Source organism: Streptomyces sp. NPDC029139, assembly GCF_055564335.1.
The window spans coordinates 568,295-587,805 of the sequence record NZ_JBVHWN010000003.1; the positions used below are offsets into that span (position 1 = coordinate 568,295).

The window sequence follows — 19,511 nt, forward strand, 5'->3', positions numbered from 1 at the left end:
GGCCTTCTTGTGGGGTCTTGTGGGACAACCGGCACCTTCCGGAGGGCAACCGGTCCGGAGCCCCGGGCGCGCACGGTGCGCGCCCGGGGCTCCGGCGGATTCCCGCCCGCATACCGCACGGTATGATCGCTTCGCCATGCAGATGAATGCCACTTACACCAGTTTTGTCGCGCTCGGGGACAGCTTCACCGAGGGCATGTCGGACCGACTGCCCGACGGGACCTACCGGGGATGGGCCGACCTGCTCGCCGCCCGGCTGGCCGCCCGCAGCCCGGACTTCCGATACGCGAACCTCGCCGTCCGGGGCAAGCTCATCGGCCAGATCGTCGAGGAGCAGGTGGACGTGGCCGCCGCCATGAAGGCGGATGTGGTGACGCTGGTCGGCGGCCTGAACGACACGCTGCGGCCGAAGGTCGACATGGGCCGGGTCCGCGCGCTGCTCACCGAGGCGGTCGAGAAGCTGGCGCCGTCCTGCGGTCAGCTGGTCCTGATGCGCAGCCCCGGCCGCAACGGCCCCGTGATGGAACGCTTCCGCCCCCGCATGGAGGAGCTGTTCCGCCACATCGACGAGCTGGCCGCCCGGCACGGCGCACTGGTGGTCGACCTGTACGGAGCGCCGGCCCTCGGCGACCAGCGGATGTGGGACGTCGACCGGCTCCATCTGACCGGCGAGGGGCACCGGCGGGTGGCCGAGGCCGTGTGGCAGGCTCTGGGCCTGGACCCCGAGCACGACTGGCGGGCGCCGCTGGCGCCGGAGGCCCGGCCGGGCTGGGCGAGCCGCCGTCTGGGCGACGCGCGGTTCGCCAGGGAGCACCTCGGCCCATGGATCGGACGACGGCTGACCGGCCGCTCCTCGGGCGACGGCCGCCCGGCCAAGCGGCCGGAGCTGCTGCCGTACGAGCCGCCGGCGGTGTAGGGGGTGTCCGGCGCACGTGACGGGCGTCTCGTAGCAAGAGACGAACCGGGGCCTGGCGCTGGCCTGCAGAAACCGCCAGTAGAATCAGGTCACGTGACTGCTGCTGCGAAGCCCCGCATCCCCAACGTCCTGGCCGGCCGCTACGCCTCCGCGGAGCTCGCCGTCCTCTGGTCCCCCGAGCAGAAGGTGAAGCTGGAGCGCCGGCTGTGGCTCGCCGTGCTGCGTGCCCAGAAGGACCTCGGGATCGAGGTCCCGGACGCGGCCCTCGCCGACTACGAGCGCGTGCTCGACCAGGTCGACCTCGGCTCCATCGCCGAGCGCGAGAAGGTCACCCGCCACGACGTGAAGGCCCGGATCGAGGAGTTCAACGCCCTCGCCGGTCACGAGCACGTCCACAAGGGCATGACCTCCCGCGACCTCACCGAGAACGTCGAGCAGCTGCAGATCCGGCTCTCGCTCGAGCTGATGCGTGACCGCACGGTCGCCGTCCTCGCCCGCCTCGGCAAGCTGTCCGGCGAGTACGCCGAGCTCGTCATGGCCGGCCGCTCCCACAACGTCGCCGCCCAGGCCACCACCCTCGGCAAGCGGTTCGCCACCGCCGCCGACGAGCTGCTCGTCGCCTACGGCCGTCTGGAGGAGCTGATCGCCCGCTACCCGCTGCGCGGCATCAAGGGCCCGGTCGGCACCGCGCAGGACATGCTCGACCTGCTCGGCGGCGACGCGGCCAAGCTGGCGGAGCTGGAGCAGCGCATCGCCGGGCACCTCGGCTTCGCGCACGCCTTCACCTCGGTCGGCCAGGTCTACCCGCGCTCGCTCGACTACGACGTGGTCACCTCGCTCGTCCAGCTGGCCGCCGCGCCCTCGTCCGTCGCCAAGACGATCCGTCTGATGGCCGGCCACGAGCTGGTCACCGAGGGCTTCAAGCCCGGCCAGGTCGGCTCATCCGCCATGCCGCACAAGATGAACACCCGCTCCTGCGAGCGCGTCAACGGCCTCATGGTCATCCTGCGCGGCTACGCGTCGATGACCGGCGAACTGGCCGGCGACCAGTGGAACGAGGGCGACGTCTCGTGCTCGGTGGTCCGCCGGGTCGCGCTGCCGGACGCGTTCTTCGCCCTGGACGGGCTCCTGGAGACCTTCCTGACGGTGCTCGACGAGTTCGGCGCGTTCCCCGCCGTCGTGGCCCGCGAGCTGGACCGCTACCTTCCCTTCCTGGCCACGACCAAGGTCCTGATGGGCGCCGTCCGCGCCGGGGTCGGCCGCGAGCTCGCCCACGAGGCCATCAAGGAGAACGCCGTCGCCTCGGCCCTCGCCATGCGCGAGCAGGGCGCCGAGCGCAACGAGCTGCTGGACAAGCTGGCCGCCGACGAGCGGATCCCGCTGGACCGCGCGCAGCTCGACGCCCTGATGGCCGACAAGCTGTCGTTCACCGGTGCCGCCGCCGACCAGGTCGCCGTCGTCGTCTCCCGTATCGAGGAGATCGTCAAGCAGCACCCGGCGGCCGCCGCGTACACCCCCGGGTCGATCCTCTGACCCGGTTCACGCCGCAGGAGCTCGAGGCCGCTCGCGACCGCGTCATTCCCGACGTGGTGGCGGGCGGCCTTTCCGTCCTCTTCTGCGGGATCAATCCGGGCCTGATGTCGGCGGCGACGGGCCATCACTTCGCGCGCCCGGGCAATCGCTTCTGGCCGGTGCTGGAGCGGTCCGGGTTCACGCCGCGGCTGCTGAAGCCGTCCGAGCAGGAGGAGTTGCTCGCGTACGGTCTCGGCATCACGAACGTGGTGGCGCGGGCGACCGCGCGGGCCGACGAGCTGAGCGCCGAGGAGTTCCGGGAGGGCGGACGGCTCCTGACCGAGCGGGTGGAGCGCCTGCGTCCGCGATGGCTGGCCGTGGTCGGCATCACGGCGTACCGCACGGCGTTCGGGGAGCGCGGCGCGGTCGTGGGTCCGCAGGAGCGGACGATCGGCGAGAGCCGGATCTGGGTGCTGCCCAACCCCAGCGGGCTGAACGCGCACTGGTCGGTGGGGGCGATGGCGGAGGAGTTCGGGCGGCTGCGGGAGGCGGCGGGCGTGCCGGACCGGAGGCACCTCACGGACGGAGGCCGGGGGAAGGTCACGGGGGATCCACCTCGGTGACGCAGACGAGGAGTCGGAAGGCGAGCTCCTTGCCCCACTGGGAGACGCCGACGGCGATCCACCTGCCGTCCGCGCGCCAGAGGTGCACGTCCGGGACGGAGCCGCAGAGCAGGTCCCACGGGTCCGGTATGTGCTCGCCCTCGTATCTCCGGAGGAGCAGCGAGCCGAGGGCGAAGACCTGGGCCTCGCCCCACCGCCCGTCGAGCAGCAGCGCCAGCGCGTGACGCTCGGCCTCCCACTGCTCCGCGACCTCCTCCCGCCGCGATCCCTCGTCGTCCCAGAACTCCTCACTTCTGGTCAGCTCCGCCACGTGGTAGCCGGGGCCGCTGTGTCCCGCCCCGGTCCTTCCGGACACCGCGGGGAAGGGGCGGGCACGCAGCCGTTCGATGGTGTCGAGATGCCGTGCGAGGCTCATACGTCCAGTAAAGCCGCACCCTCTGACATTGCGTCCGCGCGCAGTTGGCGGACCGTCAGGCATCTCGCATGCGCAGGGAGAGCCACCCCGCCGCGGCCGTGAGAGCGGCCCAGGCCGCCATGACGGCCATGCCGCTCCAGGGCCCGAGCGCGCCCGACGAGTCCTGGAGCAGGATCTGCTGCCCCGCCCGGTCGGGAAGGAAGTCGGCCAGGCTGTTGCCCCCGGACACGTCTCCGATGACGAAGGGCAGCATCAGGAACACCGGTACGAGCAGGCTCATCGCTCCGGTCACGCTGCGCAGCACGGCCGAGACTCCCGCGGCCAGCACGGCGGCCAGCGCCAGATAGAGGGCGCAGCCGACGACCGCGCGCCCCGCCCCGGGGTCGGTGATGCCGATGCCGAAGCCCTCGTCCATGAGCGCCTGTCCGGCGAAGAAGCAGAGCAGGCTCGTGACCAGGCCGACAGCGAGGGTCAGGCCGCCGATCACGGCGAGTTTGGCGGCGTAGAAGCGTCCGCGGCGGGGCACGGCGGCCAGCGACACCCTGATCCCCCCGTTCTTGTACTCACCGGCCATCGCCATGGCGCCGAAGGTGACGGCCGCCAGCTGACCGAAGTTGAGCCCGTAGTAGGAGAAGAGCACCGGATCGAAGTCGGTGCTGCCGGGTTCGGGCCGGCCGAGCGTCCCGGTGGCGAGGAGGGAGAATCCGGCGGTCGCGCCGAAGACGGTCAGCAGCGTGCCGCTGAGCGAGCGCAGGGAGCGGATCTTGATCCATTCGGCGTGGAGTGCAGCGGGGAACGACATGGCTCAGACCTCCTGGGTGACGGTCGTGCGACCGGATGTGAACTGCGCCGCCTCTGAGGTCAGGTCGAGATAGGCCTGTTCCAAAGTGGCTTCCTCGTCGGCGAGTTCGAGGAGCGCGATGCCCTCGTGTGCGGCGACGGGTCCGATGTCCGTCACGCGTGCGCCCTCGACGGTCCAGCGGCCGTCCTCCTCCTGGACCGGGTCGAAGCCCCTGCCGAGCAGCGCGGCGCGCAGCCGGTCTCCCTCCGTGGTCCGCAGCCGCACCTTCGGCTGAATACGCGCGTCGATGAAGTCACGCATCGGCGTGTCCGCGAGGAGCCGACCCCGTCCCAGGACCACCAGGTGATCGGCGAAGGAGGCGGTCTCGTTCATCAGGTGGCTGGAGACGAGGACGGTCCTGCCCTGGCGGGCGAGACAGCGCATCAGCTCCCGGATCCAGATGATGCCCTCCGGGTCCAGACCGTTGGACGGCTCGTCCAGCATCAGCACCTCCGGGTCGCCCAGCAGGGCGGCGGCGATCCCGAGGCGCTGCCGCATCCCGAGGGAGAAACTCTTGATCCGACGGTCCGCGACGCTCGCGATGCCCGCTTCCTCGAGGACCTCGTCCGCGCGCCGTCGCGGGATGCTGTTGCTCGCGGCGAGAAGTCGCAGATGGCCACGGGCCGTTCGACCGCCGTGTGCGGCCTGGGCGTCGAGCAGGGCACCGACCCTGCGCAGCGGCTGGTCGAACTCCGCGTAGGGCCGGCCGCCGACGGTCGCCGTGCCGGAGGTCGGCCGGTCCAGGCCGAGGACGAGGCGCATGGTGGTGGACTTCCCGGCTCCGTTGGGACCCAGGAAGCCGGTGACGCGGCCGGGCCGCACACGGAACGTGAGGTGGTCCACGGCCCGCCGGGAGCCGTACGTCTTGCAGAGTTCGTGGACGTCGATGCTGGTCATGGCTCCACACTGGCCCCCTCACCGGGTCCCCCGTCTCCCCCACCCGTGGAAACCTTCTCCCCCGCGCGGGGGAGCCGTCGACCCCGGCCACCTGGGACGATGAGCCGCATGCTCCGCCTCGTCCGGCCGCTCACCCACTCGGTCACGTACACCCGCTGGCTCCATCTGTGCATCCCCGTGGCGGTGATCGCCGTGTGGCTCTTCATCGACATGGAGAAGCCGTACGTACCGATGCTGCTGGTCCTGCCGGTCGGGTTGATCCCGGCGATGCGCCTCGGTGAGGGCGTACAGGCGCAGATGCTGCTGCTCCCCCTCTCCGAACGGGAGGAGGCACAGGCCTCGTTCTCCGCGACGCGCTCCGCCACGTGGGGGGACCGGTGGCGGACGGTGCTGTGGCTGGAGGCCCGGCTGCTGCTGTCCGCGGTCACGCTGGTCGTGAGTGTCTGGCTCCCGCTGCTCAGTTACGACCTGGTCCTCATGTCGGCGGGCGGACGGGTGACGGACAACCCGGTCATGAACGGGGTGGAACCCCAGGGGTGGTTCGCGCTGCTCGCCCCGCTTCCGCTCGTGATCATGTCGGCTTGCGTCGTCGGTCTGGGAAACCTGGTCACGGTGATCGCCCGCCGGCTGCTCGGCCCCTCTCCGAAGGAGCGACTGCAGGCCCTGGAGGAGCGCACGGAGCAGCTCTTGGAGCGCAATCGCATCGCGCGCGAGCTGCACGACTCCATCGGGCACGCCCTGACGGTGGCCGTCGTCCAGGCGGGTGCGGCGCGGGCCGCCAAGGACACGGAGTTCACCGACCGGGCGCTGGCCGCGATCGAGGACACCGGGCGCGAGGCGCTGGAGGACCTGGAGCGGGTGCTCCGTGTGCTGCGGGAGCAGCGGACTCCGGTCGGCGCGCGTCCGACGCTCGCCGAGGTGGACCGGCTGTTCGATTCGGCTCGCGCCTCCGGGGCGCAGGTCGACGTGGAGGTGTCCGGGCCGCTGCCGGCCGTGCCGGGGCCGGTGTCCAGGGAGAGCTACCGCATCGTCCAGGAGTCGCTCACCAATGTGCTGCGCCATTCCGGCCCCGTTCCGGTCCGGGTGCGGATCGCCGTCGCGGACGGCCGGCTGGAGCTGCAGGTGACCAGTCCGCTGGGCGAGGCCGCCGGCAGCCCGGGCAGCGGCAGCGGCCTGCGGGGGATCCGGGAGCGGGCCGCGCTCCTCGGCGGGAAGGCCAAGACCGGCCCGTATGACGGGCAATGGCTGGTCCACGCCAGCCTGCCGCTGGACGGAATACGCTGATCCGATGCCGGTAACCGTTCTCCTCGTCGACGACGAGCCACTCGTCCGTGCCGGCCTGCGCGCCGTTCTCGAGGCACAGCCCGACATCGAGGTGGTGGGCGAGGCCGCCGACGGCGCCTCCGTCGTGCCGCTCGTCCGGCGGCTGAGGCCCGATGTGGTCGCCATGGACGTACGGATGCCCTTGATGGACGGCATCGAGGCGACCCGTGTCCTGCTGCGCACGGTGGCGGATCCACCGAAGATCCTCGTGGTGACGACCTTCGAGAACGACGAGTACGTGTATGAGGCGCTGCGCGCGGGTGCCGACGGGTTCCTGCTGAAGAGGGCGCGGCCTGCCGAGATCGTCCACGCGGTGCGGATGATCGCCGAGGGCGAGTCACTGCTGTTCCCCGCCGCGGTCCGCTCGCTCGCGGCCGAGTACGGCAGCGACAAGGCACGCGCGGCCCTGGAGCGGGCCGCGCTCACCGAGCGGGAGGAGGCGGTGCTCCGGCTGATGGCCCGCGGTCTCTCCAACGCGGAGATCGCCGCGAAACTCGTCGTCGGCACCGAGACGGTGAAGTCCCACGTCAGCGCCGTCCTGGCGAAGCTCGGCGCCCGGGACCGCACCCAGGCGGTGATCGCCGCGTACGAGTCCGGCTTCGTGACCCCGGGCTGACCCGACTCCGGGCGCCCCTGGGCACGGCCGGCCTTCGTCGCGCCCCCGAGCAGCGAGTACGATCCGCCAGACAGGCGTACTGGCTGGGAGGACACACCGTGGGACGGCTGACGGGCGGGGATCCTTCACTGCTGCGGCGGATCAACTCCGCGGTGGTACTCCATGCCCTGCGGGGCGCCGACGCGCTCACGCTCACGGACCTGACCCGGATCACGGGCCTGTCCCGGCCGACGGTCGAGGGCGTCGTCGAGGGACTCATCGGCGGAGGTCTCGTCGTCGAGGCGGCGCCCGAGGAGGGCGAGGCCAGGAAGCAGGGGCGGCCGGCCAGGAGGTTCCGCTTCCGGGCGGAGGCAGGACATCTGCTGGGCATCGAGATCGGACCGCACCGGGTCGCCGCGCTGCTCTCGGGCCTGGACGGGCGCATCATCGGCGCCGGTTCCCGCGAGGTCTCGGAGACGGCGCCGGAGGACGAACGCCTGGAACGGGTCCGCGTGGTCGTCGCCGATGTGCTGCGCAGGGCTGGGGTGGCGCGGTCCAACCTGCGGGCCGTCGGCGTCGGTACGCCCGGGATCGTCGAGGCGGACGGGACGGTCCGGCTCGGTACGGCGCTGCCCGGCTGGACGGGCCTGGCGCTCGGCGAGCGGCTGCGGCGTTCGTTCCGGTGTCCGGTGCTGGTGGAGAACGACGCGAACGCGGCGGCCGTCGCGGAGCACTGGAAGGGCGCGGCGACCGACTCGGACGACATCGTCTTCGTGCTCGCCGGCCTCAGCCCGGGTGCGGGGTCCCTGATCGGGGGCCGTCTGCACCGCGGTTACGGCGGGGCGGCCGGGGAGATCGGGGCGCTGCACCTGCTCGGTCAGGGGGTCACCCCGGAGCACCTGCTGTCGACGACGGACGAGCCGCTGCACCCGCTGGACGAGCAGGCGGTCGCCGAGGTCTTCACGCTGGCGCGGGGCGGGGACGCGCGGGCGGAGGCGGCGGTGGAGCGTTTCACCCAGCGTCTGGTGCACGACGTGGCGGCGCTGGTCCTCGCGCTCGACCCGGAGCTGGTGGTGATCGGTGGCTGGGCGGCGGGCCTGGACGGCGTACTGCAGCCGCTGCGCGACGAGCTGGCCCGCTTCTGCCTGCGTCCCCCGCGGGTGGTCCTGTCGATGCTGGGCGAGGCGGCGGTGGGCACGGGCGCTCTGCGCCTCGCCCTGGACCATGTGGAGGAACAGCTCTTCGCGGTGGAGGGCACGGTGACGGCCCGCCGCTAGCCACGCCCGCCCTCGTCCGGGGAGGGAGGCGGCTGGCGCCGACACCTCGGGGGCCGGAGCGCGGCTCGGCTCGGGGACGTCGCTCGGCCCGGGAACGTCGCTCGGCCCGGGAACGTCGCTCGGCCCGGGGACGTGGCTCGGCTCGGGAACGTCGCTCGGCTCGGGAACGTCGCTCGGCTCGGGGGCGTGGCTCGGTCCGGCGCGCCGGGCCCGAAGCGGCTTCGCGGACCCGCTCCGCGGGCCGGCGCCGGAACGGCGGCGAGCCCGTCAGGGGCGCCGCCGGGGCGGGCTCCTCACGGGCTCGGTGCGGGGTACGACGCCGGGGGCGGTTCGCTCAGGACGCCATCACGAGGTCGCCGGAGTCACCGAAGGTCAGGCGGCAGGTGTCGGCGCGGTAGGTGGCCACCGAGACCGCTGCCGTACGCCCTTCCGAGAGGTAGCGGGTGGTGACGACGAGGACGGGGGCGCCCGGGAGGCGGTCCAGTTCCTTGGCGTCGTCGGCGCGTGCGGAGCCGAGCTCGACGGCGCGGTCCTGACCGTCCAGGACGAGCCGCTGGAGCTCGCGCAGCACCCGGCGGGCGCGTGCGGGGCCGGACGGAACGTCGATCGCGGTCAGCTCGGGGACCGATCCGGACGGTACGTACAGAAGCTCGGCGGCGACCGGCTGGCCGTGCGTGACCCGCAGGCGGCGCACGACGTGCACCTGCTCGTCGGGCTCGATGTCCAGAAGCCGCGCGACGGCGGCGGGGGCCGCGGCGGAGGAGGAGTCCACGGACTGCCAGGTCTCCTCGGCCACACCCGGCCAGCTGTGCTGCGTGGTGGAGACGTCCACGCCCACGCGGGGCGGGGCGACGGTCGTGCCGACACCGCGGCGGCGCTGCAGACGGCCCTCCAGCTCCAGCTGCTCCAGGGCCTGGCGGAGCGTGGCCCGGGCGACGCCGAAGCGCGCGGCGAGCTCGCGCTCGTTGGGAAGGATCTCGCCGACCGCGAAGTCGGAGTCGAGCGCCTCGCCGATCACGGTCTTGAGGTGCCAGTACTTCGGCTCCGGCACCGATTCCAGCTGCGTGGTCCCCACCCTGATCCTCCGCAATCGCCGTGTCCTCGGCGGCTTTCCGCGCCCTTGTTTATTAAAGGTTCCTGCACTAACTCTGCGACCATAAGGCGGCACACCCCCTTGGTCAAGACCAATGCTGACCCGGATGCCCGCGAATGGGGCCCTCTGACGTAGATCGTTCACGGGACGTTCGCGCCGCCGTGAGGCCCGCGCAGCACAGCGCCCCGCCTCCGGAGCGGAGACGGGGCGGGTCAGGGGGACCGGCGGATCAGCGGACGCCGACCGCGTGGAGTTTGTCCGGGTTGCGGATGATGTAGACGCACTGGACGCGCCCGTCCCGCACCTCGATCTGGAAGACCGCGTCGGGCTTGCCGTCGGTGAGAGAGACCAGCGCCGGCCCTCCGTTGAGCTCCACGAAGCGGAACTCGTAGGCGGCCGCCGGGTCCTGGGACACGGCGAAGAGGAAGCGGCCGACCTTGTCCGCGCTCTCGATGACACGCAGCGGCGCCTTGGACTTGCCGCCGCTGTCGCCGACGAGGCGGACGTCCGGGGCGAGCAGGGCCAGGAGTCGCTCGAGGTCCCCACCGGCCGCGGCGGCGAGGAATCGCTCGGTGAGGTCCCGCCGCTCGGCCGGGTCGACGTCGTAACGGGGCCTGCGTTCGTCGACATGGCGGCGGGCCCGGCCGGCGAGCTGGCGGACGGCGGCCTCGGAACGGTCGAGCGCGGTGGCGATCTCCCCGAAGGGGAAGCCGAACGCCTCGCGGAGCACGAAGACCGCCCGCTCCAGCGGCGAGAGGGATTCGAGGACGACGAGCACGGCGAGCGAGACGGAATCGGCGAGCATGGCCCGCTCGGCGGTGTCCGGGACGGCCGGGCCGAAGTCCGTGACGAGGGGCTCGGGCAGCCAGGGCCCGACGTAGGACTCGCGGCGCGCCTGGGCCTGGCGGAGCCGGTCGAGCGCGAGGCGGGTGGTGATCCGTACGAGGAAGGCGCGGGGCTCCCTGACGTCGCCGCGGTCCGCGGACGTCCAGCGCAGCCACGCCTCCTGGACCACGTCCTCGGCGTCGGCGACGCGGCCGAGCATGCGGTAGGCGACACCGGTGAGCATCGGCCGGTGTTCTTCAAAGACGTCGGTCAGGGTGTCGGTCTCCACGCTCCCATCCCAGCCGACCACCCGGACTCTGTCCAGTTCCCTCGGGCCGGGTTCCGTCCAGCCCCTTGAACTCGGCCCTACTGAGCGGTAATTCTTGCTGACAGGATGTCTAAGTCAGGGAGCAGGCATATGTCCGAGCAGATCTCGTTCGTGATCGAATCCCCGCGCGGTCCGCGTCCCTTGTCCCTGACCTACGAACGCCGGGGCGGCGGCGAGCCGTTGCTCCTGCTGCACGGCATCGGTCACCACTGGCAGGCCTGGGAGCCCGTCCTCGACATCCTCGCCGCGGAACGCGACGTCGTGGCCGTCGACCTGCCCGGCTTCGGCGCCTCGCCCGCACTGCCGGAGGGCTGCGCGTACGACCTGTCGACGGTCGTGCCGGTGCTCGGCGCCTTCTGCGCGGCCCTGGGGATCGATCGGCCGCACGTGGCGGGCAACTCCCTCGGCGGGCTGCTCTCCCTCGAGCTCGGCCGCGAGAAGCTGGTGCGCTCGGTCACCGCGCTCTCCCCGGCCGGTTTCTGGTCGGAGAGCGAACGCCGGTACGCCTTCGGCACGCTGCGCGCGATGCGGGCCGCCGCGCTCTCGATGCCCCTGCCGCTGATCGAGCGGCTCTCCCGCAGCGCCGCCGGGCGTACGGCGCTGACGAGCACCATCTACGCACGTCCTGGGCGCCGTTCACCCGAGGCGGTGGTCGCCGAGACGCTCGCGCTGCGCGAGGCCACCGGCTTCCGGGACACTCTGGAGGCCGGCCGTACCGTGCTGTTCGGCGACGACGTCCCCGCGGTGCCGGTCACGATCGCGTGGGGCACCCGCGACCGGCTGCTGCTGCGCCGCCAGGGCCTGCGGGCCAAGAACACCCTGCCCGGAGCCCGGCTCGTCCGGCTGCCCGGCTGCGGCCACGTGCCCATGAACGACGATCCGGCGCTCGTCGCGCGGGTGATCCTCGACGGCAGCCGCTGACCGGTCCGCCCGCGGTCCCCGCGTGAACAGCCCGGTGCCGAGGGCCGCTCCCGCGCCCACGAGGACGCCGCCGGCGGCCTGCGGGAGGCCGAAACCGCCGGTGGAGACGAGCGCCGCGGTCAGCGCCGCCGCGACCGGGATCGCGCCGGTGAACAGCGTGGCGCGCTCCATCCCGATCCGCTGGACGCCCATGTAGAACAGGACGAAGCCGACGACCGTGGCCAGGGCGGCCTGCCAGATCAGGGCGCCGGTCTCGACGGCCGTCGGTACCCGCAGAAACGCGGCGCCGTCCACGACCAGGCCGAGCAGGGCCGACTCGACGGCGGCGACGCCGCAGACGACGGCCGTGAGCAGCTTGGGCCCGAGCGGCCGGAGGACGGGGACGGCGAGGACGGTGAAGCCGACCTCGCCCGCCAGGGCTCCCACGGAGTAGGCGAGGCCCGCCAGATCGGTACGGCCCCAGCCCTGCACGGTGAAGGCGCCGGCGGCGACGAGCAGGGCACCGTAGAGGACCGGCCTGCTGGGCCTGCGTCCGTCGATCAGCGGCACGAGCACCGCCACCACGACGGGGGCGCAGCCGACGAGGACACCGGGGACGGCGGGCTCGGCGGTGCGTTCCGCGGCGAGGACCGCGAGGTTGAAACCGACCATGCCCACGCCGGCGAGCACGGCGAGGCGGGCCCACTGGCGCGCTCCGAGCGCGCGCAGCGGGGCGAGTCCGCCGGGGCCGAGGAGCGGGAGCAGCAGGAGACAGGCGGCGCCGTAGCGCAGGGCCTGGCCACCCGCGTACGGGTAGTCGCCGAGAAGGCTGTTGGCGGTGAAGGAGGCGCCCACGAGGGCGTAGGCGACGGTCACGAGGAGCGTGCCTCGCAGGGAGTTCGACTTCATGGTCCCGACGCTAGAAAGCGGGGCGGTCCCGTTTAAGGTCCACTTCCATGATGTCTTCGGGGACCACTTCTTCCGCCCCGCGGGGCGGGCAGCCGGCCTGGGAGCTGCTGCTCCCCGCGGCGGCGGCGCCGGCGCGGCGGCGCGGCCGGGCGCTTCAGGAGGCGCTGCGGGAGGCGGTGCGCACCGGCCGTCTGACGGCGGGGACCCGGCTGCCGTCGAGCCGTGAACTGGCGGCCGATCTCGGTGTCTCGCGCGGCCTGGTGACGGAGGCGTACGAGCAGCTCACGGCCGAGGGCTATCTGCGCAGCGACCGCGGCTCGGGCACCTGGGTGGGCGAGGCGGTGCGGGCGGCAGCGGCCCAGCCCGCGCGGGATCTCGCGCCGCGTGCGCCGGGCGTCCGGGTGGACTTCCGCCCCGGGACGCCCGATCTCGCGCTCTTCCCGCGCGCGGCCTGGGCCGCTGCGCAGCGCTCGGTGCTGTCCGCGCTCCCCCACCGGGCGCTCGGCTACCCGGACCCGCGGGGGCTGCCGGAGCTGCGGACCGCGCTCGCCGGGTTGCTCGCGCGACGGCGCGGAGTGGTGGCCGATCCCGAACGGCTCGTGGTGTGTTCGGGAGTGGCCCAGGCGTCGACGCTGCTCGGCTTCGTCCTGCGGGGGCGCGGGATACGGACCGTCGGGATCGAGGACCCGGGGAGCCCCGAGCACGACCGGCTCTTCGCCGCGACCGGCATGCGCACCGCGTGGCTGCCGATGGACGAGGAGGGGCTGCTGCCGGGTCCGCTCGCCGCGTCGGGGGTACGGGCCGTCGTGACGACACCCTCCCACCAGTTCCCCACCGGGATCGCGTACTCGGCGGCGCGTCGCGCCACGCTCCTCGACTGGGCCCGCACGGTGGACGGTTACATCCTGGAGGACGACTACGACGGCGACTTCCGCTACGACCGGGCGCCGGTCGGGGCGCTGCAGGGCCTCGATCCGGAGCGGGTCGCGTACACCGGTTCCGTGAGCAAGTCACTCGCCCCCGGACTGCGGCTCGGCTGGCTGCTGGTGCCGGAGGAGCTGGTGGAGGAGGTCGTGGAGCGCAAGCGGACGATGGACCTCGGCAACCCGGCGCTGGACCAGGCGCTGCTCGCGGAGTTCGTGACACGCGGTGGCTACGACCGGCAGCTGCGCCGCTGCCAGCGTGCGTACCGGGAGCGGCGGGACGCGTTGGTGACCGCCCTGGAGCGGCATTTCCCGGGCACCGAGGTGAGCGGGATCGCCGCCGGGCTGCACATCATCGCGCGCGTGCCGGCGCGTTACGGTCCCGGCGCCCGGTTCGTGGAGCGGGCGGCGTCCGCCGGTGTGGCCCTGCGCCCCCTGGAGGAGTACGGCACGGAGCGTCCGACGGACGGCGTCGTACGGCTGGTCATCGGCTACGCCCACCTGACGCCGTCCGAGATCGAGCGGGGCGTGCGCCTGGCGGCGGAGACGTGCGGCGAGGGAGCGGCGGGCTGAGGAAGCGGGGGGCGGGGGGCGGGCGGGGAGGGCTGGGCCGAACGGGGTGCACTCCGCTCTGTTCACGCGGGGTTCGTGTGCGCGCCGCCCCCGGCCGTTAGGCATGGGGCGACACACCGGACCGCTCAGCTCCTGGAGGCGCCTCCATGTCCCACTCCGTGCCCGGCCGCCCGTCCCCCGCCCGCCGCAGCGTGCTGCGCGGCTCGCTCGCCGCGTCGGCGGCGCTCACTCTCGGCGGCGGCGCTGCCGCGGCCCCGGCGCTGGCCCTCTCGGGGCGGCCGCGGGCCGCGTGGGGTGTGCAGACGGGGGACGTGACCGCCTCCTCGGGACTGGTCTGGGTCCGCTCGGACCGGCCGGCCCGGATGATCGTGGAGACCTCGGCGAGCGAATCGTTCCGCCGCACGCACCGTCACCTCGGTCCGCTGCTGGGCGCGGGCACCGACTTCACCGGGACGACGGCGCTGCGGGGGCTCCCCCCGGGTGAGCAGATCCACTACCGGGTCACGCTCGCGGATCCGGACGACCCGCGCCGCACCGGCGAACCGGTCGTCGGCACTTTCCGCACGGCTCCGGCGCGGCGGCGCGACGGGGTGCGCTTCCTCTGGTCGGGCGACATCGCCGGACAGGGCTGGGGCATCAACCCGGACATCGGAGGCTTCCGGGCGTACGAGGAGATGCGCCGGCTGAACCCGGACTTCTTCCTCTGCAGCGGCGACACGATCTACGCCGACGGCCCCCTCCAGCCGAGTGTGACGCTGCCGGACGGGCGGATCTGGCGGAACGTCACCACGCCGGAGAAGGCGAAGGTGGCCGAGACCCTGGACGAGTACCGGGGCAACTTCCGCTACAACCTGCTGGACCACAACGTGCGCGCGTTCAACGCGCAGGTGCCCTCGATCGTGCAGTGGGACGACCACGAGGTCCGCAACAACTGGTACCCCGGTCAGATCCTGGACGACGCCCGCTACACGGAGAAGGACGTGGACGTGCTGGCGGACCGCGCCTCGCGGGCGTTCGCCGAGTATTTCCCGGTGTCCACCCTCCACGCGCGCGAGGGCGCCGCGGAGGGCCGGATGCACCGGGTGGTGCGGTACGGGCCGCTGCTCGACGTGTTCGTGCTCGACATGCGTTCGTACCGCGATGCCAACTCCCCCGGCCGACAGGCCGACGACACCACGGGCATCCTCGGCGCGGAGCAACTGGCCTGGCTCAAGCGGGAGCTGAGCCGCTCGCGGGCGGTGTGGAAGGTGCTCGCCGCGGACATGCCCCTGGGTCTCGTCGTTCCGGACGGCTCGGCGAACATCGAGGCGATCGCCCAGGGCGATCCGGGTGCCCCGCTCGGCCGGGAGCTGCAGATCGCCGAGCTGCTGCGGTTCATCAAGCACCGGAGGATCACCGGCACGCTGTGGCTGACCGCCGATGTGCACTACACCTCCGCCCAGCACTACGCCCCCGAGCGGGCCGCGTTCCAGGACTTCGCGCCGTTCTGGGAGTTCGTCTCCGGTCCGCTGGCCGCGGGTGGCTTCCCGGCCAACAAGCTGGACGCCACCTTCGGCCCGGAGAGGGTGTTCGTACGGGCTCCGGAGCGGGCGAACGTCTCGCCGATGGAGAGCCCGCAGTACTTCGGGGAGGTCGACATCGACGGTGGCAGCGGCGAACTGACCGTGCGGCTCCGCGCGGAGGGCGGAACGATCCTGTTCAGCAAGGTGCTCCAGCCGGGACGCGTCGGTCAGTGAGCCCTCGGCGGTGATTGTCAGTGGCGGGCCCTAGCGTGGCCGCCGAGGGCGTCCTCGACCGCGCGGACCTCCTCGACGGCTGCGTCGCACGGCTGCTGCGCGGCGCCCGGCCCCGGGACCTGCGGTTCCCGCTCGCCCTGCTCCAGGCGCTCGGTCCCGACGCGGAGGAGCGGCGCGCCCGCACCGCCGAATGGATCGGAATGGCGGCCGACGCGCCGTCGCCCGTCGCGGCCCACGCGCAGGAGGTGCTCGCCGGGCTCGCCGCCGAGGGGCGGCTCTCCGTCGGGGACCTGGCCGAGATGACGGGGCCGCTGCTGTTCCGTACGGAGACGAAGCTGGTGCGGGCCCAGCTGTCGCTGCTCGCCAGGGAGCTGCGGGGCCGGGCGCGGCGTCCGAGCTGTTGCCGCTGGTCGCGGACGCGTTCGGGCACGCGGAGACCGGTATCCAGGAGCGGGCGCTGAAGCTGGTCGGGCGGCATCTGTCCGAGGTGGACGGGCAGGTGCGCGAGGAACTGGCGGGCGCGGCGGTCTCGTTGAGCCCGGTGCACCGGCCGGCGGCCGAGGAGCTGTTCGGTACGGCGGCGGGCCCGGACGAGGACCTTCCGTACGAGGAGGTGCTGCCGCCGGTGCCGGAGCCGCGGCGGGTGGCGGGTCCCGCGGAGACCGTCGCGGAGCTGGCCGCGGATCTGGTGGCGGTGTCCAAGGGCCGTACGGACACGCAGGAGGAGTTCGAGCTTCGAGCGGGCGCTGGACGGCCTCGTCCGGCTCGCTCATCGCCGGCGTGAGGAGCTGGTCGCGGCGGTGGAGGCCGCGTTCGCCGACGCCTTCTGGATGGAGAAGGACGGAAGCGGCCCGTACGGCCGCCGCCACCGGCGCGTACGCCACCACGTGGGCCGAGCCGGCGGGAGCGCTGCCGGATCTGCTGGCGGCGGAGAAGCCGGTGCGCGGGCTCGGTGAACTGCTCGCCGTGGCCGCCGACCGCGTGGAGCGGTGCGGGGCGACGGCCGGCATACCGGCCCTCGACGCGGTCGCCGCACGTGGCGGTTCCTCCCAGCTCGTGGTCCAGGCCCGGCGGTTGCGGAACGCGCTGCACATTCCGGCCGTCTAGGTCGATCAGGTCCTGACACAACCGGCCGAAAACAGTCACTAAGAGCCCAGATCGGCGCTTAACCCGTCAGTCACAAAGCGTTCGTGATCACGCAACACCGCTGGGTCACAGTGAAGCCATGACTGATGTGACTTCTGCGAAGAGTGCCCGCCGCCCCCACCACTGGCGGCGGGACCTCATCGAACTGGCCGCGCTGTTCACGGCCGTGGTGGTGGCCGACACGATCGCCAAGACCGTCGTCCGCGGCGCCGAGGGCCCGTACATGCTGGTGTTCTCGGCGATCGCCCTGGTCGCGACCGCCGGGTTCCACACCTGGTGGGCGCGGCGCCACAGCCATGCGCCGCCGGCCGGTGATCCCGGCGGCAGCGGGCGCGCTCCGCTGCCGGCGGACACCCGCACCGACACCGACCCGGACACCGACGAGCCGGTCGAGACGTCCCTCTGGCGGATGCGGACCACGGTCCGCGACACCCCGGGCAGCCTCGCCTCGCTGTGCACGGCGCTGGCCCGTCACGGGGTCGACATCCTGACCCTGCAGACGCACCCGCTCGCCGAAGGAACGGTCGACGAGTTCCTGCTGCGCGCCCCGGCCGCGCTCGAGGCCGCCCGGCTCACGCGCGAGATCGCCGCCGCGGGCGGCAGCAGCACCTGGATCGAGCGGGCCGACGCCCACGACCTGGTGGACACCCCGACCCGGCTGCTGGGCCTGGCCACCCGCACCGCCCTGGACGCTGCCGAACTGCCGCTGGCACTGCGGCAGTTGCTCGGCCGGTGCACCATCCACTCGCTGCCCGCCGTCTCCCTGAGCGGTCGCCCGACCGGCGAGACGGCTCCGGTCGAGGGCGTGCTGGAGGAGACGGTGATCCGGCTGCGCGACCCGAGCGGCGGGGTGATCACGATCGAGCGGCCCTATCTGCCCTTCACCCCGACCGAGTTCGCCCGCGCCCGTGCCCTCGTCGAGCTCGACGCCCGCCTCGGCCCGCGCATCCCCCGCAGCCATGACGTCCTCACCCTCCCCGAGGGCAACGAGATCACGGTCCGCCGCGCGGACCAGAGCGACCTGGTCGCGGCGCGCGCCATGCACGACCGCTGCTCCGAGCGCACGCTGGGACTGCGGTACCACGGGCCGGTGGGCGACGCGGACCGCTACCTCAACCATCTCCTCAGCCCCCGCTACGGCCGCACCCTCGCCGTACAGACGGCCTCCGGTCGTCTCGTCGCCCTCGGCCATCTGCTGTGGGACGGCGACGAGACGGAGGTCGCCCTGCTGGTGGAGGACGACTGGCAGCGCCGGGGCATCGGCTCCGAACTCCTGGGCCGGCTGGTCGCGATGGCCGTCGAGGCGGGATGCGAGAGCGTCTACGCGGTGACGCAGTCCTCCAACACCGGCATGGTCGCCGCGATGCGGGCGCTCAACCTCCCGCTCGACTACCAGATCGAGGAGGGGACCCTCGTCATCACCGCCCGGCTCGGGGCGACCGCGAGGCGGAGCCCTCTGCCGTACGAGGAGTACCAGCAGGCGGAGCGCTGAGCGCCTGGGTCAGGTCACGCCACAGATCCTCCACGTCCTCCAGTCCGACCGACATCCGCAGCAGCCGGTCGTTGACGCCCGCCGAGCGCCGGTCTCCCTCGGCCACGATCCGGTGGCTGATGGAGGCCGGGTGCTGGATCAGGGTGTCGACGCTGCCGAGGCTGACCGCCGGCGTGATCAGCCGGACCCCGGCGATCACGTCGTGCGGGTCCCCGAACACCTCGAAGGAGACCATCGCGCCGCCCACCCTCGGGTAATGGACCCGGGCGATGCGCGGATCGGTGGCGAGCCGCCGGACCAGCTCCGCGGCCGTCGCCGACGCCGCCCTCACCCGGACCGGCAGGGTGGACAGTCCCCGCAGCAGGAGGTAGCCCGCCAGCGGGTGGAGTACGCCGCCGGTCGCGAACCGCACCTGGCGCAGCGCCCGCGCGAACTCCTCGTCGCAGGCGACGACGCCGCCCATGACGTCGCCGTGCCCGCCCAGGTACTTGGTCGCGCTGTGCAGCACGCAGCGCGCTCCCTGCTCGGCCGGCCGCTGGAGCACCGGCGTGGCGAACGTGTTGTCCACCAGCAGGGGCACCGAGCCGCAGGCGTGGGCGACGGCGCGGATGTCGACCTCGGCGAGCGTCGGGTTGGCGGGGCTCTCCACCATCACCAGGCCGGTGTCCGGGCGGATCGCCTCGGCGATGCCCGCCGGATCGGTCCAGGTGACCTCGGTGCCCAGCAGACCGGCGTTCAGCAGGTGGTCGCTGCAGCCGTACAGCGGCCGGACGGCCACCACGTGGCGCAGCCCCAGGCTCGCCCGTACGAGCAGCACGGCGGTGAGCGCCGCCATGCCGCTGGCGAAGGCCACGGCCGAGTCGGTGCCCTCCAGCCGGGCGAGCGCCGCCTCGAAGCGGGCGGTGGTGGGGTTGTCCAGTCGGGCGTAGACGGGCGGGCCGTCGAGCTGGGCGCCCGTGGTGGCGAACTCGTCGATCCGGGCGGCCTCGGCCCGGGTGTCGTACGACGGATAGGTCGTGGACAGGTCGAGCGGCGGGGCGTGCAGACCGAGCCCGGCGAGGTCTTCGCGGCCGGCGTGCACGGCTTCGGTGGCCAGAGCCCTGGGGGTGGAGGCGTCGTAGTCCATGTACATGACGGGCACTGTGAACGGATACCGGAAAGTAGGGGTGTATCTCCGTGTTACGTTC

Annotated in this window: 19 protein-coding genes; 13 read left to right on the plus strand and 6 right to left on the minus strand. The window is 73.1% G+C overall.

Features of this window, described 5'->3' with window-relative positions:
* Positions 1 to 136: 136 nt before the first annotated feature.
* The 3 genes from ACZ4VW_RS10505 to mug all read left to right on the plus strand — a co-directional run bounded on the left by ACZ4VW_RS10505 (position 137) and on the right by mug (position 3,051).
* A complete protein-coding gene (locus ACZ4VW_RS10505; RefSeq protein WP_467960603.1) occupies positions 137 to 916 on the plus strand; it encodes an SGNH/GDSL hydrolase family protein in 780 nt (259 codons plus the stop codon).
* Positions 917 to 1,009: 93 nt separating this feature from the next.
* Positions 1,010 to 2,449 carry an adenylosuccinate lyase gene (gene purB, locus ACZ4VW_RS10510; RefSeq protein ID WP_467960605.1) on the plus strand — a complete coding sequence of 480 codons (1,440 nt, stop codon included), beginning with the start codon at positions 1,010 to 1,012 and terminating at the stop codon, positions 2,447 to 2,449.
* A complete protein-coding gene (gene mug / locus ACZ4VW_RS10515) occupies positions 2,446 to 3,051 on the plus strand; it encodes a G/U mismatch-specific DNA glycosylase (protein ID WP_467960822.1) in 606 nt (201 codons plus the stop codon). The genes purB and mug overlap by 4 nt, the downstream gene beginning before the upstream one ends.
* On the opposite strand, the gene ACZ4VW_RS10520 is transcribed toward mug, so the two are convergent.
* Genes ACZ4VW_RS10520 through ACZ4VW_RS10530 form a run of 3 tightly spaced genes read right to left on the minus strand, consistent with a single transcriptional unit; the run spans position 3,029 to position 5,204 of the window.
* On the minus strand, positions 3,029 to 3,466 hold the full coding sequence (locus ACZ4VW_RS10520; protein WP_467960607.1) for a hypothetical protein: 438 nt from the start codon (positions 3,464 to 3,466) through the stop codon (positions 3,029 to 3,031). The two genes, mug and ACZ4VW_RS10520, sit on opposite strands and share 23 nt — an antisense overlap.
* Before the next feature lie 55 nt (positions 3,467 to 3,521).
* Positions 3,522 to 4,268, minus strand: coding sequence for an ABC transporter permease (locus ACZ4VW_RS10525; protein WP_467960609.1), 747 nt, complete (start codon positions 4,266 to 4,268; stop codon positions 3,522 to 3,524).
* A 3-nt stretch (positions 4,269 to 4,271) separates the two neighbouring features.
* Complete coding sequence (locus ACZ4VW_RS10530; protein ID WP_467960611.1) at positions 4,272 to 5,204, minus strand: ABC transporter ATP-binding protein; 933 nt, start codon at positions 5,202 to 5,204, stop codon at positions 4,272 to 4,274.
* 108 nt (positions 5,205 to 5,312) lie between these two features.
* Between ACZ4VW_RS10530 and ACZ4VW_RS10535 the strand changes: the two genes are divergently transcribed.
* From ACZ4VW_RS10535 to ACZ4VW_RS10545, 3 genes are all read left to right on the plus strand, one after another.
* Positions 5,313 to 6,488, plus strand: a complete 1,176-nt coding sequence (locus ACZ4VW_RS10535; protein ID WP_467960613.1) for a sensor histidine kinase — start codon at positions 5,313 to 5,315, stop codon at positions 6,486 to 6,488.
* Between the two features lie 4 nt (positions 6,489 to 6,492).
* Entirely contained in the window at positions 6,493 to 7,143 is a 651-nt protein-coding gene (locus ACZ4VW_RS10540; protein ID WP_467960615.1) for a response regulator transcription factor, read from the plus strand.
* A gap of 98 nt (positions 7,144 to 7,241) precedes the next feature.
* Positions 7,242 to 8,399 carry an ROK family transcriptional regulator gene (locus ACZ4VW_RS10545; protein ID WP_467960617.1) on the plus strand — a complete coding sequence of 386 codons (1,158 nt, stop codon included), beginning with the start codon at positions 7,242 to 7,244 and terminating at the stop codon, positions 8,397 to 8,399.
* Positions 8,400 to 8,733: 334 nt separating this feature from the next.
* On the opposite strand, the gene ACZ4VW_RS10550 is transcribed toward ACZ4VW_RS10545, so the two are convergent.
* Positions 8,734 to 9,474 (minus strand): GntR family transcriptional regulator, encoded by a 741-nt coding sequence (locus ACZ4VW_RS10550; RefSeq protein WP_467960619.1) that lies wholly within the window; start codon positions 9,472 to 9,474, stop codon positions 8,734 to 8,736.
* A gap of 247 nt (positions 9,475 to 9,721) precedes the next feature.
* Complete coding sequence (sigJ, locus tag ACZ4VW_RS10555) at positions 9,722 to 10,606, minus strand: RNA polymerase sigma factor SigJ (protein WP_467960621.1); 885 nt, start codon at positions 10,604 to 10,606, stop codon at positions 9,722 to 9,724.
* A 129-nt stretch (positions 10,607 to 10,735) separates the two neighbouring features.
* Here sigJ and ACZ4VW_RS10560 point away from each other — a divergent pair, with 129 nt between their 5' ends.
* From ACZ4VW_RS10560 to ACZ4VW_RS10590, 7 genes are all read left to right on the plus strand, one after another.
* Entirely contained in the window at positions 10,736 to 11,566 is an 831-nt protein-coding gene (locus ACZ4VW_RS10560; protein ID WP_467960623.1) for an alpha/beta fold hydrolase, read from the plus strand.
* A 935-nt stretch (positions 11,567 to 12,501) separates the two neighbouring features.
* On the plus strand, positions 12,502 to 13,950 hold the full coding sequence (gene pdxR / locus ACZ4VW_RS10565; protein ID WP_467960625.1) for a MocR-like pyridoxine biosynthesis transcription factor PdxR: 1,449 nt from the start codon (positions 12,502 to 12,504) through the stop codon (positions 13,948 to 13,950).
* 146 nt (positions 13,951 to 14,096) lie between these two features.
* A complete protein-coding gene (locus tag ACZ4VW_RS10570) occupies positions 14,097 to 15,686 on the plus strand; it encodes an alkaline phosphatase D family protein (protein ID WP_467960627.1) in 1,590 nt (529 codons plus the stop codon).
* A 20-nt stretch (positions 15,687 to 15,706) separates the two neighbouring features.
* Positions 15,707 to 16,147, plus strand: coding sequence for a hypothetical protein (locus tag ACZ4VW_RS10575; RefSeq protein ID WP_467960629.1), 441 nt, complete (start codon positions 15,707 to 15,709; stop codon positions 16,145 to 16,147).
* The gene (locus ACZ4VW_RS10580) at positions 16,087 to 16,470 is read left to right on the plus strand and encodes a hypothetical protein (protein WP_467960631.1); all 384 of its coding nucleotides are present in this window, start codon (positions 16,087 to 16,089) and stop codon (positions 16,468 to 16,470) included. Before ACZ4VW_RS10575 ends, ACZ4VW_RS10580 begins: the two co-directional genes overlap by 61 nt.
* Positions 16,467 to 16,793, plus strand: coding sequence for a hypothetical protein (locus tag ACZ4VW_RS10585; RefSeq protein ID WP_467960633.1), 327 nt, complete (start codon positions 16,467 to 16,469; stop codon positions 16,791 to 16,793). Before ACZ4VW_RS10580 ends, ACZ4VW_RS10585 begins: the two co-directional genes overlap by 4 nt.
* Before the next feature lie 118 nt (positions 16,794 to 16,911).
* Positions 16,912 to 18,324 carry a GNAT family N-acetyltransferase gene (locus tag ACZ4VW_RS10590; RefSeq protein ID WP_467960635.1) on the plus strand — a complete coding sequence of 471 codons (1,413 nt, stop codon included), beginning with the start codon at positions 16,912 to 16,914 and terminating at the stop codon, positions 18,322 to 18,324.
* Here ACZ4VW_RS10590 and ACZ4VW_RS10595 read toward each other — a convergent pair.
* Positions 18,251 to 19,456, minus strand: a complete 1,206-nt coding sequence (locus ACZ4VW_RS10595) for a trans-sulfuration enzyme family protein (RefSeq protein WP_467960637.1) — start codon at positions 19,454 to 19,456, stop codon at positions 18,251 to 18,253. The two genes, ACZ4VW_RS10590 and ACZ4VW_RS10595, sit on opposite strands and share 74 nt — an antisense overlap.
* Between the last annotated feature and the right edge of the window lie 55 nt (positions 19,457 to 19,511).

Excerpts from the sequence above, each read along its gene's own strand:
- ACZ4VW_RS10505 (WP_467960603.1), top strand. The coding sequence starts at position 137 with ATGCAGATGAATGCCACTTACACCAGTTTTGTCGCGCTCGGGGACAGC.
- ACZ4VW_RS10520 (WP_467960607.1), bottom strand. The coding sequence starts at position 3,466 with ATGAGCCTCGCACGGCATCTCGACACCATCGAACGGCTGCGTGCCCGC.
- ACZ4VW_RS10525 (WP_467960609.1), bottom strand. The coding sequence starts at position 4,268 with ATGTCGTTCCCCGCTGCACTCCACGCCGAATGGATCAAGATCCGCTCC.
- ACZ4VW_RS10530 (WP_467960611.1), bottom strand. The coding sequence starts at position 5,204 with ATGACCAGCATCGACGTCCACGAACTCTGCAAGACGTACGGCTCCCGG.
- ACZ4VW_RS10535 (WP_467960613.1), top strand. The coding sequence starts at position 5,313 with ATGCTCCGCCTCGTCCGGCCGCTCACCCACTCGGTCACGTACACCCGC.
- ACZ4VW_RS10540 (WP_467960615.1), top strand. The coding sequence starts at position 6,493 with ATGCCGGTAACCGTTCTCCTCGTCGACGACGAGCCACTCGTCCGTGCC.
- ACZ4VW_RS10560 (WP_467960623.1), top strand. The coding sequence starts at position 10,736 with ATGTCCGAGCAGATCTCGTTCGTGATCGAATCCCCGCGCGGTCCGCGT.
- pdxR (WP_467960625.1), top strand. The coding sequence starts at position 12,502 with ATGATGTCTTCGGGGACCACTTCTTCCGCCCCGCGGGGCGGGCAGCCG.
- ACZ4VW_RS10570 (WP_467960627.1), top strand. The coding sequence starts at position 14,097 with ATGTCCCACTCCGTGCCCGGCCGCCCGTCCCCCGCCCGCCGCAGCGTG.
- ACZ4VW_RS10590 (WP_467960635.1), top strand. The coding sequence starts at position 16,912 with ATGACTGATGTGACTTCTGCGAAGAGTGCCCGCCGCCCCCACCACTGG.
- ACZ4VW_RS10595 (WP_467960637.1), bottom strand. The coding sequence starts at position 19,456 with ATGTACATGGACTACGACGCCTCCACCCCCAGGGCTCTGGCCACCGAA.